Genomic DNA, 14,515 nt, shown 5'->3' with positions numbered 1-14,515 from the left:
AAGCTGATTAACAGCGACCTGCACCATTTCCAGTGCAGTTAAAACTGAAGATGTTTAACTTTCCACTCATGTGCATGTTGCCATGCACATTAACACCCATAAATCCTTGTTCTGAACCACGATCAAAATCAGGCACAGCTAAAGTTGAAGTTGTTCCATCAGCTTTCTTTTCGGTATAGGTCGTATAAGTACTGGTATTTTCATAACCTTCCTTACCTGTCGTCCCTGTTTCCACCGCCAACGTAGCAAAACCTAAATTTCTAATTTTTAATGGTTTATCATCATAAAATGTCAACTGCATAGCCGTTTGTGGATTGCCTTCACGATTGATAATCGTCACACCATCTAGTGAAAATTGATCGATCTGTAACGTTCCTTGAAACTGTTTAAACACCAACCATTTCTTATTACCATTTGCATCCACATGATTATTGGGCGCAAGTGCTAAGCGACAAAACTCATTGGATGAACATTGATATCCATAAAAAGCTTGAGTCGTTTTTCCATTCGCATCCATGATAGAAATGTTGTTTTTCGACATATCATTGGCGTATTGATGGTTTAATGAAAGTGTCCAACTGAGATCAGCACCGCCTTGACCGGTTGCAGCAGTGAGTTCGGTATTATCCATAGACACTAAGCCTGCATGAGTTTGTGTCAGTGCAGCACAAACAACAGCGCATAAAATTTTATACATTTAATTTCTCCTACAGCCCTGTTGTTCTTATTTTTAAGTGCTGAATCAATACGCCATCTATGGCAACAGATCCTAAATTCGTGCTTTGTCCATTGACACCTTTAAAGACCACACCTGTCGCCGTATCCGTACTTTTTGCATTCAGCAGATTACCAGGCAAGCGCTCTACTGTACCGATTGCAATACTACTATGTGTTGCATTACGCCCTTGATATAGTGCTGTCGCATCTGAAGAGTTTGCTTTTAACTCCGTACCACAACTATAGACGTTACAGGTTGAACCTTTAAAGTCAGCAGCGGTTAAACCCGATGTACCTGTGGTATTACCCGGGATATCCGTATAGTAGGTATAAATTTTACTGTAAATAGAAGGCACATTTGGAATACGAGTTACTTCCAGAATAATATTTCGACCTTCTGAACCCACAATAAAGGGCTGATACATATTTCCTAAAACTAAATTGATATTTGGGCTATATAAATATAGACCTTCAGTTTCATGAAAGATTGGAGCTGCAGATCGATCCATCGCTGGTGTCGCTGCAGTACCATCATCCAGTTCGGAGCGTGCAGCTGTACTGATACGCATACCGCGAGCATCCAAATCACCGTCATTGATACTCAGTGACTCAGCACGATCATTGGTATTAATACGAATTAAACTGGCTAAACCTAAAGTTTGGTTATAGTTGGTATTTGTTGATTTTAGGGTTTGAAAAATTCGAACTTGTGAACCATTAAAACTCAAACCATTCGCAACAATTTGAGTACGTAAACGATAGTCTTTATCTAAGCCACTGGTCGGCGCACCGGTAATCGGATCGACGACATTACTTGAATTTAAAGACCGTGAAAATACATCCATCCACAAACCAAGCTTGATGTTGTTAGATGCATCATCTGCCGCAATTTTCTTTAATGGTGCCTCAATCGCTAAGTAACCAACATTCCCCTTATTATCTTTCGCAAATTGTTCAACATCTTGATTCCCCGCATGGAAAAGCCATGGGTTTTCTGCTGTACCCCAATTAAATCCTTGGTCTGTATAGCGTGTTGCTAATGAACTTTTGCCATTTTTATCTTTGCTATTGGACAGGGCTAAGCCATATATAAAGACATCTGCTTTCGATCTGAGACTCGATACGGTCGCAGTCGAAGCAATTTGTTTTGCTGTAATCTCAGCATTTTTCTTCACGGTTGCTAATGCTGCATCGCTTGCCTTTTGAGCTTCAAGCTTGGCATAGTCCGTTGCCAACTGATTGAGGGTTTCTGCAGCTTTGGCATTTAACTGAGCATCTTTTGTTGTATCAATAATATTTGAACGTGTAATTTTTCCTGAGACATAATTTTTATAAAATGTCGAAGTGGTCGGTAAATTACCCGTACTATTGTTACCGTATAGTAACTCAATCATTTCATAGGTATTTTTTAAAGCGGCAGCTTGAGACTTTTCTTTTAAGAACGGTGTAATTGATTCTTTCGTTGTGCCATCGTTTTCAAAAGATAAGCCAGCCGATGAACCATCATAATAATCTGCATAACGCTGATCGTAATATGCCTTCATCGTTGGTGATTCAAGATAAGACTGTACTAATCGGCCACGATATTCTGTTGAATATGTTGCGATGGTTTCATTGGTAATACGTGTAGCATTATTGGTCTCATAGGTGCTTTTAGAACTTAAGAAAGTGGAGTCATAAACACCGTTATAGCCCGTAACTCGGCCTTGCTGATAAGCATCAACATAAGCTGCTTTGTAGATTTTATCGTAAGCACGCTGCCCTAATTGTTCATAGTTTTCACCTGTAGGAATAATCCGAATAAAACCTGTATCGTTTTTCCCAGGATCAACCATACCAGACGCATAACTAGAAGCCGTAGAACGGTCATTTGGCCCTTGAAAGACCATTTTGAAATTCTCTAAAGTGAGTGCAACACCTTCACCAGTTGTGGCTGAAAGTGCTTCATCTGATAAATCTTGAAGCGCATAAACAGATGGTGCAGCAAAAATGCTGACTGCGGCTGCTAAGCAACTCTGGCGGAATAACTTAGCCTGGGTGAATTGAGTCATCTCGACCTTCCTTTTATCAGATGCTCTGCATCTCTCTTATATTTATTCCTAAGAACTGGCTTTGATGTTATTGTCCATTTATTCCTTAAATGGAGACTTGTGATAGACCAGTCACTTAACTTTTTATTATGCTGAATAATTACTCAATTGCAAAAACTTCCCCACCGAATGGTCTATTTTCCGATGAATGACCCAACAAAAAAGCGGGCTAATTCGCCCGCTTTTTTAAACTCAATCCGAAGGATTAAGCTTTCGGTAATGTCACACCGGTTTGACCTTGGTATTTACCACCACGGTCTTTATAAGAGGTTTCACACACTTCGTCTGATTCAAAGAACAACATTTGTGCGACACCTTCACCCGCGTATATACGTGCAGGTAAGTTGGTTGTATTCGAAAATTCTAAAGTAACGTGACCTTCCCACTCTGGTTCAAGAGGCGTCACATTGACAATAATACCGCAGCGCGCATAGGTTGATTTACCCAAACAAACGGTTAACACATTACGTGGAATACGGAAATATTCGACTGTCCGTGCCAGTGCAAACGAGTTCGGCGGAATGATACAAACGTCTGATTCGATATCAATAAAGCTTTTATCGTCAAAGTTTTTAGGGTCAACAATTGCTGAATGAACATTGGTAAAGACTTTAAATTCACGAGCACAGCGCACGTCATAACCATAGCTCGACACGCCATACGAAATAAGCTTTTCGCCATTTTCATCATAACGGACTTGGTTTTCTGCATACGGTTCAATCATGCCGTGTTTTTCGCTCATTTCGCGAATCCAACGATCAGACTTAATAGCCATTTATCTCTATCCAAAAACTTAAATCAATTATTGCGTGGTACTTTAACTGAAATCCGACTTAATGAAAATAAGCTTTGCCGAACTAAGCGGATTTAGTCATTTTCAAATCAATTTAGAGTTTTAAAATCGCAGAATAACTCAGTGGAATCGAAAAACTAACCAAGACCAATGACGCTGTTCGTTGTAAATTGGCTTGATTGAGCCAACTAATTTTATTCGACGCCAAAACTGAACCGAGGAAAGTCCAAAAGAATGCTATTGGAACGATCAACAGCAAGAAAATCAGCATGTGTGCTACGTAATACTGCACATTTTGCCAAGCCAATGCAGGAAAAATCGCGGATGCAAATAATAGTGCTTTAGGATTTAATAAAGTCGCAACAAAGAGTTCGCGTGCACGAATACCCTTTTGATTAAAATTTTCAGCACCAGTTGCTGTACGCCATAATCGCATAGCCAAAAATAGAATATAGCCGGCACTAAACAATTTCAAAATGGTCGGCAGTAAAGGGAGATGGACGGAAATTTTACCAATGAGAAAACCCCATAGGCTAATCGAAATAAGATAACCAAAGGCTTCCGCTGGAATGAGTCGGAATGATTTACGTAGCCCAACTTGAATACCCGAAGATGCGAGTAAGGTATTGGTTGGTCCTGGCGTTAACAAAATACTGATAACTAGACCAATAAAAAACCATGAAATCATACTTTGACCTCAAACTTAATCCGCGAAGATTAATTCAGTTGTTTCGTATTAGCAAAATAAAAAATAGAAATGCTTATAAAAAACTCCTTATTTAATTATAAATTCAGTAACTTAAATAGAAAAACAAAACCTTAGCTGAACAGTCATTCAGAGCACCTTACAATTCAAAGAAATATCTTGAACTTATATTTATAAAAGAAATTTCACATGATTCCATGTATACCCTACAGTTTTTACACGTGACAAAATATTATTAAAATAAACGATATAGCTCCATGCCATTCTTACGCATAACCATTATTTATTGGAGACTAAAAAATCAAAAAAAAATACTTTTCAAAAATAATTGATTAAGTTATGTTCAATTGAGTAGTGGAAATTAAAATTAAAACTCATCAAATCAATATTCAAAATTTATGTGTAAAAGGACGTTTCTATGAACCAATGGACAAAACTCACGTTACTCTCGGTTACTTTGGCGTGTATTACTGCTTGCTCAAATGATCAATCTACTTCAAAAAATACCACGGAAGGAAAAAGCGCAGAAACAGCTACATCTAACCAACTTCAAACTAAGTTCGTAACCATTGCAACTGGCGGAGCATCAGGACCTTACAATGTGATTGGGACGAGTCTTGCAGAAATTTATAACAAAACTTTTGGTGTAAATTCTAAGACTCAGACTACAGGTGCATCAGTCGAAAACTTAAACCTTCTCAAACAGAATAAAGTTGAAATGGCATTTGTTATGAGTGACAGCTTAACAGAAGCACTGAACGGAGCAGGAAGTTTCGCAAATGGTAAAGTTGAGAATGTCAGCCAAGTCGCAGCGCTTTATCCAAACTACGTACAAATCGTAACCTCTAAAAAATCAGGGATCAAAAATATCGAAGATTTGAAAGGTAAACGTATCGCTGTGGGTGCACAAAATTCAGGTGTAGAAGTAAATGCACGCACACTGTTGAATGGTTTTGGAATCACCTATAAAGATATTAAAGTTGATTATTTAGGCTATGCTGAAGCCGCTGATGCTTTAAAAGGTGGCAAGCTTGATGCAGCATTCCTGACTAGTGGCATTCCAAATTCATCACTCATGGAACTTCAACAAAGCTTTGATCTACAGTTAGTTTCAATCAATGCAGATAAAGTCAAAGAAATAGCTAAAGATCAAAGTTATTTCTTACCGATGATTATTCCAAAAGGCACATATGGCAATACTGCGGACATTCAAACTGCCGCAATTAAAAATGCATTAGTTGTTCGCACAGATATATCGGATGATGATGTCTACAAACTAACAAAAACTTTCTTTGACAGTTTGCCTCAATTGGCAACTTCACACCAAGCAGCAACAGAAATCACGCTTGAAGGTGCTCAACAAGGCCTTGTAGCGCCTCTACATCCAGGCGCGAAACGCTACTATGATGAAGTGGCTAAAAAATAATAAGCTTCAAAAAAATGCAGTTTATACTGCATTTTTTATATTGTTCTTCTTAATCTATGCTAGCTATCCAACACTGTATACGCAGGTTAGAGTTGAAACTGATATATGCAAAATTTCAACTGATCAATTTGATTTACAGTGGAAGCATTCAGTAGAAAAGACGGCTTGGTCTGAACAATATCAGCGTCAAAAGAATAAGTTTTTACTGCGCCACACCGATTTGATTTCATTTGGTGCAGGTACACCCTCAAATTATCCCATTGAGTTTCAAAAAAATGGTGTGATTAGAATGCGGGTCAATCAAAATATAGATGAAATCAACTGGGTGATTTCTAGAAATATGCAAGGCACGATCCTCGCTGACCAAAAAATTTGGTCTATTTTTCAAAGTTACCCAGACTATAGTTTGGTCAACATCTCGGTTCAATATCAACCCAAATGGAAGTCTTGGTGGATTGGAGAATGCCTATGAATTCCAAAGAAGATAAAGTTGTATTAGAACAACTCGATGAGAAACAACAACAAGCCATATTAGAAAAATTTGATCGGGAATCTGTTACTCGAATCAATATGAGCAAATCTGTTACCTACTTTGTTGCATTTGTAGCGATCTTTTATTCATTATTTCATTTATTTATTACGTTTAATCCTTTACCTGAGTTAATACAGCGTGCAGCCCATGTCGCTATTGGCCTAGCACTCATTTTTTTACTCTATCCAGCTCGTCAAACAAGCTCCCGACAGCATATTTCACTTCTCGATTGGTTCTTGGCTTTGCTTTCCATCTTCAGTTTTTTATATTTATGGAAAGAATATCAATCTATTATGACCACTCGAGGTGGTATTCCAAATACCTTAGATATCGCGTTTGCAATTATGAGTGTGGTATTAGTCATAGAAGCAACTCGCCGGGTCATGGGGTGGATGCTGCCCATTTTAAGTTTAATTTTCCTGACCTATACATTTATCAGTCACTTTGATTGGTTGCCAGATCGATTAATTACTCGCCCTTATACCATCAGCGACATTTTCGGACATATGTATTTAAAAACCGAAGGCTTATATTCTTCGGCAATTGGTGCATCCGTCACTTTTATTTTCTTATTTATCCTTTTTGGTGCTTTTCTTGCAAAATCAGGTATGGGGAAATTGTTCAATGATCTTGCCATGGCATTGGCGGGTCATAAACAAGGTGGTCCTGCCAAAGTTGCTGTAATTTCAAGTGGATTTATGGGCAGTATTAATGGAACTGCTGTTGCCAATGTTGTTGGCACAGGCTCATTTACCATTCCATTGATGAAAAAAATTGGTTATCACAAGAATTTTGCTGGTGCCGTTGAAGCCAGTGCATCCGTCGGTGGACAAATTTTGCCGCCAGTCATGGGTGCGAGTGCCTTCATTATGGCCGAAACAACTGGCGTGAGTTATGGCACGATTGCACTAGCCGCATTATTACCTGCCTTATTGTATTACCTTGGCGTCATGGCTCAAGTTCATTTCCGTGCGGGTAAAGATGATCTGAAAGGCATACCTAAAGCTGATTTACCTAAAGTAAAAGAAGTTCTAAAAGAGCGTGGACATTTACTTATTCCAATTTTGGCACTGGTCTTTTTCTTATTTCAAAATATTCCTGTGAGCTATGCTGCTGTCTACACCATCGTCCTGACCATCTTTGTAGCAGCTTTAAGAAAATCAACACGAATGGGTGTAAAAGATATTTTAGATGCGCTCGTTGATGGAGCCAAACAATCATTATCTGTGATGGCTGCTTGTGCTGTCGTTGGTATTATTATCGGCGTAGTAAGTCTGACAAGTTTTGGTTCAGTAATGACTTCTTCAATTATGAGTTTAGGTGCAGGTAGTCTCTTTCTCACTTTATTTTTAACCATGATTGCATCGATGATTTTAGGCATGGGGCTTCCATCTATTCCGGCCTATATCATTACTGCCACCATGGCAGCACCAGCACTCGCAAACTTTGATATCCCTGTATTAGTCGCGCATATGTTTGTGTTCTATTTTGGTTTATTTGCAAACATCACCCCACCAGTTGCCCTTGCCGCCTTTGCGGGCGCAGGAATTGCAGGCGGTGATCCAATGCGCACTGGGTTTCAGGCCTTAAAACTATCTCTTGCTGGTTTTATTGTTCCATTTTTATTCGTTTATAACCCTGCCATGCTGATGATTGATACCACCAATGTTGCAGTCAATGCTCGAGAATTTGCCTTTCCTGCATGGACAACTATAGTGAGTATTACTGTCACTTCAGTGATAGGAATTCTCGCTTTAGGCTCCGCAGTTGAAGGTTATTTCAAGACTTATCTCAACTGGTTCTGGCGTATTTTTTTAGGTGTGGGTGCGCTGTGTATGATTATTCCAGAAACCATTACAGATATTGTAGGCATTATCATGGTCATCATCGCAATTACGGTGAATATTATCACTGCTAAACGTAAAGCAAACCCGTCTCTTTCCTCCTAAAAAACCAATTAAAAAGCCCGGTAATTACCGGGCTTTTTAATTTCTTAGACTAAGGCGTACCCTCATTTGATGGGTGGGTTTTAATGACTTCAAATAATATTTAAAATTATTTGTTCCTCTATATTTTTTCAATGCTAAGCCCCTTGTAACAGAGGACATTTGGCAAAAAATCTAAGACACAATGCGTTTGTACAGTTACTGCCGTTCAAAGAATTGATCCTAGCCAAAATAATAGAAATATCGTGAAAGCTATTTTGTAAAAACTAAGTACAAACGCGACATCCTTTGATATGCCTCAAGAATTTTATCCTTGGCAGACGGCTTATAATCGCAGGAAAAATAAGAAATTGTGCAAATCGTTTTTTAGATGTGTAATTCATAGACATCGTTGAATGTCTAAAGTTCAGTACTCATAATTTTCAAACACTCCCAATACCACGTTATAAAAAATCTGGCACGAGGCCAGATTTTAATACGATCAACTTAAATTTCAGTTCACCCTTAGAAAATACGGTTTTTATCTTTTTCAGCCTGAGGTAATGCATCTGCAACTTTTTGTGCAATCGCCATGTAGCTTTCAGCAGCATCATCACCAGCAATCACGGACGGTTTCCCTGCATCGGCATTTTCACGAATTTGTACGTTCAGCGGTAAACGGCCTAAGAGTGGAATGTCGTATTGGGCTGAAAGTTGGTCGCCACCACCTGTGCCAAAGATTTGCTCTTCATGCCCACAGTTCGAACAAATATGGGTCGACATATTTTCAACCACGCCCATCACGGGAATGTGTACACGATTAAACAACTCAATGCCTTTGGTCGCATCCATTAATGCAACGTTTTGTGGTGTCGTCACAATCACAGCACCTGTCACCGGTATACGCTGTGCAAGCGTCAACTGAATATCACCTGTACCTGGTGGCATATCAATGACCAATACATCCAGATCAGGCCATAAAGTTTGGTTAAAGAGCTGCATTAACGCCCCTGTCGCTTTCGGCCCACGCCAAGCCACTGGCGTATTGTTATCACCTGTTAAGTGACCAATTGAAAGCACAGCCATACCATATGCTTCGATAGGAACAAATTGCTCAGCTTCAATCATCGGCGTGCGGCCTGCGTTACCAAGCATCGTTGGAATACTTGGACCATAGATGTCTGCATCTAATATCCCAACTTTTAAACCCAGCTGTTGTAATGCAAGCGCCAAATTCACAGTGGTGGTCGATTTACCCACACCACCTTTACCAGATGACACCAAAATGACATTTTGAATGCGTGGGTGTTTCGGTACATCACGCTGTTGTGGAGCGGCTTTTTGAATCGGTGGGTTATTCGGATCAACTTCGGCAGGTGCTTCGGGTGTTTTCGCAGACGCATCCACAACTGGAGGTAACTGGCTTTTTGCTGCTGAACTTTCAGCTTTTTCTTGGCTAGAACAGCTTTCGTCTTCTGCATGGTAATGACCGCAACCACCCGATGTATGTCCAGTCTTTTGCTGAATCACGTGCATATTTAATTCTGTGATGCCACATTTTTCCAATGCATCAGCCAAATCATCATGGATTTTTTGCAAGTCATCGGCTTCTGAAGGAAAGGTATTAATCGTGATCTGTAAGATCTGACCTTGCACATTCACCTGTGTAATACGGTCTTTTAAGGCATTTTTTGAATTGGGAAGTACATAGTTTTGTAAAACCTGTTGGATTTCCTCTTCTTTCACCTCTTGGGAGGGTGAAAACACAGATTTTAGAGAAGAAAGCCACGACATTATGTTGTCTCCAAACAGGAAAATCAAAAGATAATAGCGATAGTTTACCTGTTCATCTGCCCCAGAGTAAGAGGGAGATGAATGACTTATCCCTATAAGCTTATAAAGTTGATTAATTTAGTCAGCTTTCAAGCAAGTTTTCAAGCGTGTGCCACTTAAAATGCCCTTATAGTTGATCTATGCGGCTAAACCAAAGCCAATAAATTTTAAATTGATTACATATCAACCATACTTTTACAGCGTAATTTCAGTTTATATTTCAATCGTTTCAACAGAATAATCATAGCGATGGATGTGCAATCTAAAGGCACATTTTGTGCTTTTAATTTTAAAAATGGGGAAAACTATGTATCAGCAGACTATCTATAAGAAGAATATTTATAAAACGACTTTATGTGCCTTGATGCTCCTGACTTCAGCAGCCTATGCAGAAATTGCAACTGAAGCCATTCAAACACCTGACCGACAAACTGTAGCGATTGGTGATAGCATCGATCTCATGCGCTCGCGTATGCAAGCATCTCCGATGAAAATGGTGTCTTATCCGCTGCAAGAGAAAAATCTGCCTGCGAAACTAGCGGTAGATTACACCTATGAAATTGCCAATATGCGCTATGTGATTACCGTAGTCGATGATCAAGTCAAAAATATTAAGACTGAAAATTTAGATGGATTAAAACAATGAATCCTAAAAAAGCCGCTCTTGATAGAACGGCTTTTTTGATCAGCCCCAATTAAGCTTGATCATCTTTTTTAAACTTATTCAGTGTGTCAGTGGCTTTCTTTTTTAACTCGTCAAATTTCTCTGTCGCCTGCACTTTGAGTTCATCAAATTTTTCGACAGCCTCATGTTTAAGTTCGGCGGCTTTGACTTTGGCTTCATCTAATTTGTGACTGGCTTCAGCCTTGAGATGCTCAAATTTATCTTTGGCTTCATTACTCTGCTCGGTATGTTCATGCTTGGCATCATTTAAGGCTTTTTCGCCTTCGAGTTTTAACTCTTCAGCTTTATGCTTTGCACCATCGAGGGCTTTTTCACCTTCAAGCTGAGCTTCTTTGGCTTTGAGCTTTAGATCATCACCCAATTCTGACGCTTTATCTTTCAATTGATCAATTTTATTTTCAGTTGTCATCGTTCTCGCCTCTTCTCTGTTATTGTCTAACAATAGTTATAACGTGCTTTGACGGGATGACCTTAAAAATATGCATTTAGAAACAATTGAGCTACATGACGTTGCATTTATGCTTTTTGGCATAAGTTTAGGATTTAAAATTGATCCGAGTTTAAATGTATTAAATCATTGAAAAATATAAAGGCTATTTTTATTGTATTGATATTCATCAATCTAAATTAAGCAAAAGGAATAACGGTAAAGCCCCTAATCACGCACTTTACCGCTACATAAAAAGATTATTTGCTGACTGTGCTCATAAAACTAACTGCTGCAAATAACCAAATAAAGAGTACAAAGCTACGACCTTGATTGAAATGGGTAAGCTCTGTTCCATGTAAAATATTATGGCGCGTCATCGCAACTGTTGAACTGCTATCCATTTGATAGGCCGCCAATTCGGCAAAATACGGATTCAACTCATTGGCAATTTTTGCTTTATGCCAAAGACTCTTAATTTCACTGCCTTTTAGACCGGGTACAATTTTATATACATCGACAAACTTGGTACCGCTCTGCTTTAAAAAGCCCGTTTGAATCAGTACATCCGTTAAAATGCCTTCTAACTGTGCATACAAGACAGGGATACAACCGGCATGGAAATTCAGCTTATACAGTTTAAAAGCTTCAAGTAGAACCAAACGACGTTGCGCTTTATTTTCACCAATCTCTAAGGCATCAAAGGCTTTCAACATTTCTGTCTGAAAAAACTCGGTGTTAATCGCATCGAGTAAATGAAACTGTTTTTGATCTTCATGTTGATGAAGCAGTTGCCAAAAATACAATAAATTTAAAGCATCATTCGCTACTTTCATTTCTATAGGCTGATCTAGTTCATCGGCCAAAATATCGAAATAAGGCTCATCTTGTGCCAAATGACGCAGGGTTTGAATCAGTAAGGCATGCTCATCTGCAGAAATCTGTTCTAAATATTGCTGCGCATCTTTAATAATGTGATGCCCCAATTTATGACGCTGTTCATTTTGAGGAATACGAGTGATTGGCTGATCGTCTTCATAGTCATCTTCATACATGGGCTTGTTACTCTTAGGCATCACAGTTATGCCCTATTATCACTGTAATTGTGTCAGCAATATAGATTTTTTTACTTTTGCAAAGATTTCACCTATTCCCTTGTGCAAGTACTGGCTATCTCATGTAAAATTACAGCCCATTACATAAATACGAATGAGAGAGTCATATCCGTGCGTAATATTTTAGTTACTAACGCCCTTCCATACGCGAATGGCCCAATTCATATGGGTCATTTACTCGGTTATATCCAAGCTGATATTTGGGTTCGTGCCATGCGTGCAATGGGTCATAACGTGACTTATGTATGTGCGGATGATGCTCACGGCACAGCGATTATGCTACGTGCGGAAGCCAATGGTATTTCGCCTGAACAGCAAATTGCCAATGTGCAAAAAGAACATGAACGTGACTTTGCTGGCTTTAGAGTTGACTTTGACCATTACGACTCAACTAATAGCCCTGAAAACCAAGCACGTGCTTCTGAGATTTATATCAAAAACCGTGAAGCGGGCAACATTGCAGTACGCCCTGTGACGCAATTGTTTGACCCTGAAAAAGCAATGTTCTTGTCGGATCGTTTCATTAAAGGTACATGCCCGAAATGTAAAGCGGAAGACCAATACGGCGACTCTTGTGAAGTATGTGGTACAACCTACAACGCAACTGAATTACTCAATCCAAAATCGACTTTGAGCGGTGCGACACCTGTAGAAAAATCTTCAGATCACTACTTCTTTAAACTGCCAAACTTTGGTGAATACCTGCAAAAATGGACAAGAGACGAAGGCCGTCTGCCTGTGTCAATTGCCAACAAACTCGATGAATGGTTTGAAGCAGGTCTGTCTGATTGGGACATCTCACGTGATGCGCCTTACTTCGGTTTTGAAATTCCTGATGCGCCAAACAAATACTTCTACGTTTGGGTAGATGCACCGATCGGCTATATGTCGAGCTTTGAAAACTACATCAAGACTAAACGTCCTGACCTAAGCTTTGAAGACTACTGGAAAAAAGATTCTAAAAATGAGGTGTATCACTTCATTGGTAAAGACATCGTTTACTTCCACGCGTTGTTCTGGCCTGCAATGCTTGAAGGTGCAAACTACCGCACCCCAACAAGCTTATTCGTCAACGGTTTCTTGACTGTAAATGGTCAGAAGATGTCTAAATCTCGCGGTACGTTCATTAAAGCGGAAACATACTTAGAGCATTTAAACCCTGAATATTTACGTTACTACTTTGCATCTAAGCTTTCTGACAAAGTTGAAGATTCTGACTTGAACCTTGATGATTTCGTTCAGAAAGTAAACTCTGACTTAGTGGGTAAAGTGGTCAACATCGCAAGTCGTTGTGCGAAATTCATCAATACTAAATTTGATAACAAACTTTCTGCAACGTGTGCAGAGCCTGAATTGGTACAAAGCTTTATTGATGCAGGCGCTTCAATCGCTGCTCAATATGAAGCACGTGAGTTCTCTGCAGCCATCCGTGAAATCATGGCGCTTGCGGACAAAGCCAACCAATATATCGACGAGAAAAAGCCTTGGGCTTTAGCGAAAATTGAAGGTGAAGAACAACAAGTTCACGACGTATGTTCTGTTGGTATTAACCTATTCCGTCAATTGGCTGTTTACCTTGCACCAGTACTTCCTACCTTGGCAGCAGAAGTTCAAAGCTTCTTAAAATTAGAATCTTTCGACTTTGCGTCTGGTAAAACGATTTTGGTGGATCATGAAATTGCTCAATTCCAACCATTGATGCAGCGTGTAGATCCCAAAGCTGTTGCTGCTATGGTTGATGCGTCTAAAGACTCTTTAGCTGCACCTGCGGAAGCACCAAAAGCTGAGAAGAAAAAAGAGAAGAAAGCTGAAAAGAAACCTGAGCCTAAAGTCGGCGAAGCTGAAATTATCGGTATCGAAGACTTTATGAAAGTTGACTTGCGTGTGGCTGAAGTTCTTGAAGCTGCTCACGTCGAAGGTTCGGATAAACTGCTTCAATTGACTTTAAATGTTGGTGAAGCTGAACCGCGTAACGTATTTAGCGGTATCCGTGAGTTTTACCAACCTGAAGACCTTAAAGGCAAATTGGTGGTCATGGTAGCTAACCTTGCACCGCGTAAGATGCGTTTTGGTATTTCTAACGGTATGGTATTAGCTGCGGGTAATGGCGATGGTGTTTGGGTGATTTCACCTGAAACTGGTGCTAAAGCTGGTGATAAAGTGTCTTAACTTTTAAGATTAAGATTGGAAAAAGCCTCTACGTTGTAGGGGCTTTTTTTATGCCTAAAAGTTCCCTCTCCTTTTAGGAGAGGGTTAGGGAGAGGTC

General features: G+C 39.5%; 12 protein-coding genes. 5 read left to right on the top strand and 7 right to left on the bottom strand.

The window, feature by feature from the left end; genetic code table 11:
* Positions 1–7: 7 nt before the first annotated feature.
* From G0029_RS03630 to G0029_RS03615, 4 genes are all read right to left on the bottom strand, one after another.
* On the bottom strand, positions 8–697 hold the full coding sequence (locus G0029_RS03630) for a hypothetical protein (RefSeq protein WP_067764582.1): 690 nt from the start codon (positions 695–697) through the stop codon (positions 8–10).
* Between the two features lie 10 nt (positions 698–707).
* Positions 708–2,768 (bottom strand): hypothetical protein, encoded by a 2,061-nt coding sequence (locus G0029_RS03625; RefSeq protein ID WP_180078182.1) that lies wholly within the window; start codon positions 2,766–2,768, stop codon positions 708–710.
* A 244-nt stretch (positions 2,769–3,012) separates the two neighbouring features.
* Positions 3,013–3,582, bottom strand: coding sequence for a dCTP deaminase (gene dcd, locus G0029_RS03620; RefSeq protein ID WP_005008040.1), 570 nt, complete (start codon positions 3,580–3,582; stop codon positions 3,013–3,015).
* A gap of 112 nt (positions 3,583–3,694) precedes the next feature.
* Positions 3,695–4,288 (bottom strand): LysE family translocator, encoded by a 594-nt coding sequence (locus G0029_RS03615; RefSeq protein WP_180107344.1) that lies wholly within the window; start codon positions 4,286–4,288, stop codon positions 3,695–3,697.
* Between the two features lie 436 nt (positions 4,289–4,724).
* Between G0029_RS03615 and G0029_RS03610 the strand changes: the two genes are divergently transcribed.
* From G0029_RS03610 to G0029_RS03600, 3 genes are read left to right on the top strand one after another with little or no spacing between them, the layout of a single operon-like run.
* Positions 4,725–5,732 (top strand): TAXI family TRAP transporter solute-binding subunit, encoded by a 1,008-nt coding sequence (locus tag G0029_RS03610; RefSeq protein ID WP_180107342.1) that lies wholly within the window; start codon positions 4,725–4,727, stop codon positions 5,730–5,732.
* On the top strand, positions 5,710–6,204 hold the full coding sequence (locus tag G0029_RS03605; protein WP_227591861.1) for a DUF1850 domain-containing protein: 495 nt from the start codon (positions 5,710–5,712) through the stop codon (positions 6,202–6,204). Before G0029_RS03610 ends, G0029_RS03605 begins: the two co-directional genes overlap by 23 nt.
* Positions 6,201–8,213: a TRAP transporter permease gene (locus G0029_RS03600; protein WP_180107340.1), complete on the top strand. Its 2,013-nt coding sequence runs from the start codon at positions 6,201–6,203 to the stop codon at positions 8,211–8,213. The genes G0029_RS03605 and G0029_RS03600 overlap by 4 nt, the downstream gene beginning before the upstream one ends.
* Positions 8,214–8,714: 501 nt before the next feature.
* On the opposite strand, the gene apbC is transcribed toward G0029_RS03600, so the two are convergent.
* Positions 8,715–9,983 carry an iron-sulfur cluster carrier protein ApbC gene (gene apbC / locus G0029_RS03595; RefSeq protein WP_180107339.1) on the bottom strand — a complete coding sequence of 423 codons (1,269 nt, stop codon included), beginning with the start codon at positions 9,981–9,983 and terminating at the stop codon, positions 8,715–8,717.
* Between the two features lie 346 nt (positions 9,984–10,329).
* On the opposite strand from apbC, the gene G0029_RS03590 reads away from it, so the two are divergent.
* A complete protein-coding gene (locus G0029_RS03590) occupies positions 10,330–10,668 on the top strand; it encodes a hypothetical protein (RefSeq protein ID WP_111884913.1) in 339 nt (112 codons plus the stop codon).
* 49 nt (positions 10,669–10,717) lie between these two features.
* Here G0029_RS03590 and G0029_RS03585 read toward each other — a convergent pair whose 3' ends face one another.
* A complete protein-coding gene (locus tag G0029_RS03585) occupies positions 10,718–11,116 on the bottom strand; it encodes a hypothetical protein (RefSeq protein WP_111884912.1) in 399 nt (132 codons plus the stop codon).
* A 278-nt stretch (positions 11,117–11,394) separates the two neighbouring features.
* Complete coding sequence (locus G0029_RS03580; protein WP_180107404.1) at positions 11,395–12,189, bottom strand: hypothetical protein; 795 nt, start codon at positions 12,187–12,189, stop codon at positions 11,395–11,397.
* 171 nt (positions 12,190–12,360) lie between these two features.
* Here G0029_RS03580 and metG point away from each other — a divergent pair, with 171 nt between their 5' ends.
* The gene (gene metG / locus G0029_RS03575) at positions 12,361–14,418 is read left to right on the top strand and encodes a methionine--tRNA ligase (RefSeq protein ID WP_180107338.1); all 2,058 of its coding nucleotides are present in this window, start codon (positions 12,361–12,363) and stop codon (positions 14,416–14,418) included.
* The last annotated feature ends 97 nt before the right edge of the window (positions 14,419–14,515 follow it).

This window comes from Acinetobacter sp. YH12138 (assembly GCF_015218525.1).
Taxonomy (GTDB): Bacteria; Pseudomonadota; Gammaproteobacteria; order Pseudomonadales; family Moraxellaceae; genus Acinetobacter; species Acinetobacter amyesii.
Note: the sequence above shows the minus strand (reverse complement) of the source record. Positions and strands in the feature narration are given on the sequence as shown.

Excerpts from the sequence above, each read along its gene's own strand:
- G0029_RS03605 (WP_227591861.1), top strand. The coding sequence starts at position 5,710 with ATGATGAAGTGGCTAAAAAATAATAAGCTTCAAAAAAATGCAGTTTAT.
- G0029_RS03625 (WP_180078182.1), bottom strand. The coding sequence starts at position 2,768 with ATGACTCAATTCACCCAGGCTAAGTTATTCCGCCAGAGTTGCTTAGCA.
- dcd (WP_005008040.1), bottom strand. The coding sequence starts at position 3,582 with ATGGCTATTAAGTCTGATCGTTGGATTCGCGAAATGAGCGAAAAACAC.
- G0029_RS03630 (WP_067764582.1), bottom strand. The coding sequence starts at position 697 with ATGTATAAAATTTTATGCGCTGTTGTTTGTGCTGCACTGACACAAACT.
- G0029_RS03610 (WP_180107342.1), top strand. The coding sequence starts at position 4,725 with ATGAACCAATGGACAAAACTCACGTTACTCTCGGTTACTTTGGCGTGT.
- G0029_RS03615 (WP_180107344.1), bottom strand. The coding sequence starts at position 4,288 with ATGATTTCATGGTTTTTTATTGGTCTAGTTATCAGTATTTTGTTAACG.
- G0029_RS03590 (WP_111884913.1), top strand. The coding sequence starts at position 10,330 with ATGTATCAGCAGACTATCTATAAGAAGAATATTTATAAAACGACTTTA.
- G0029_RS03600 (WP_180107340.1), top strand. The coding sequence starts at position 6,201 with ATGAATTCCAAAGAAGATAAAGTTGTATTAGAACAACTCGATGAGAAA.
- apbC (WP_180107339.1), bottom strand. The coding sequence starts at position 9,983 with ATGTCGTGGCTTTCTTCTCTAAAATCTGTGTTTTCACCCTCCCAAGAG.
- G0029_RS03585 (WP_111884912.1), bottom strand. The coding sequence starts at position 11,116 with ATGACAACTGAAAATAAAATTGATCAATTGAAAGATAAAGCGTCAGAA.
- G0029_RS03580 (WP_180107404.1), bottom strand. The coding sequence starts at position 12,189 with ATGTATGAAGATGACTATGAAGACGATCAGCCAATCACTCGTATTCCT.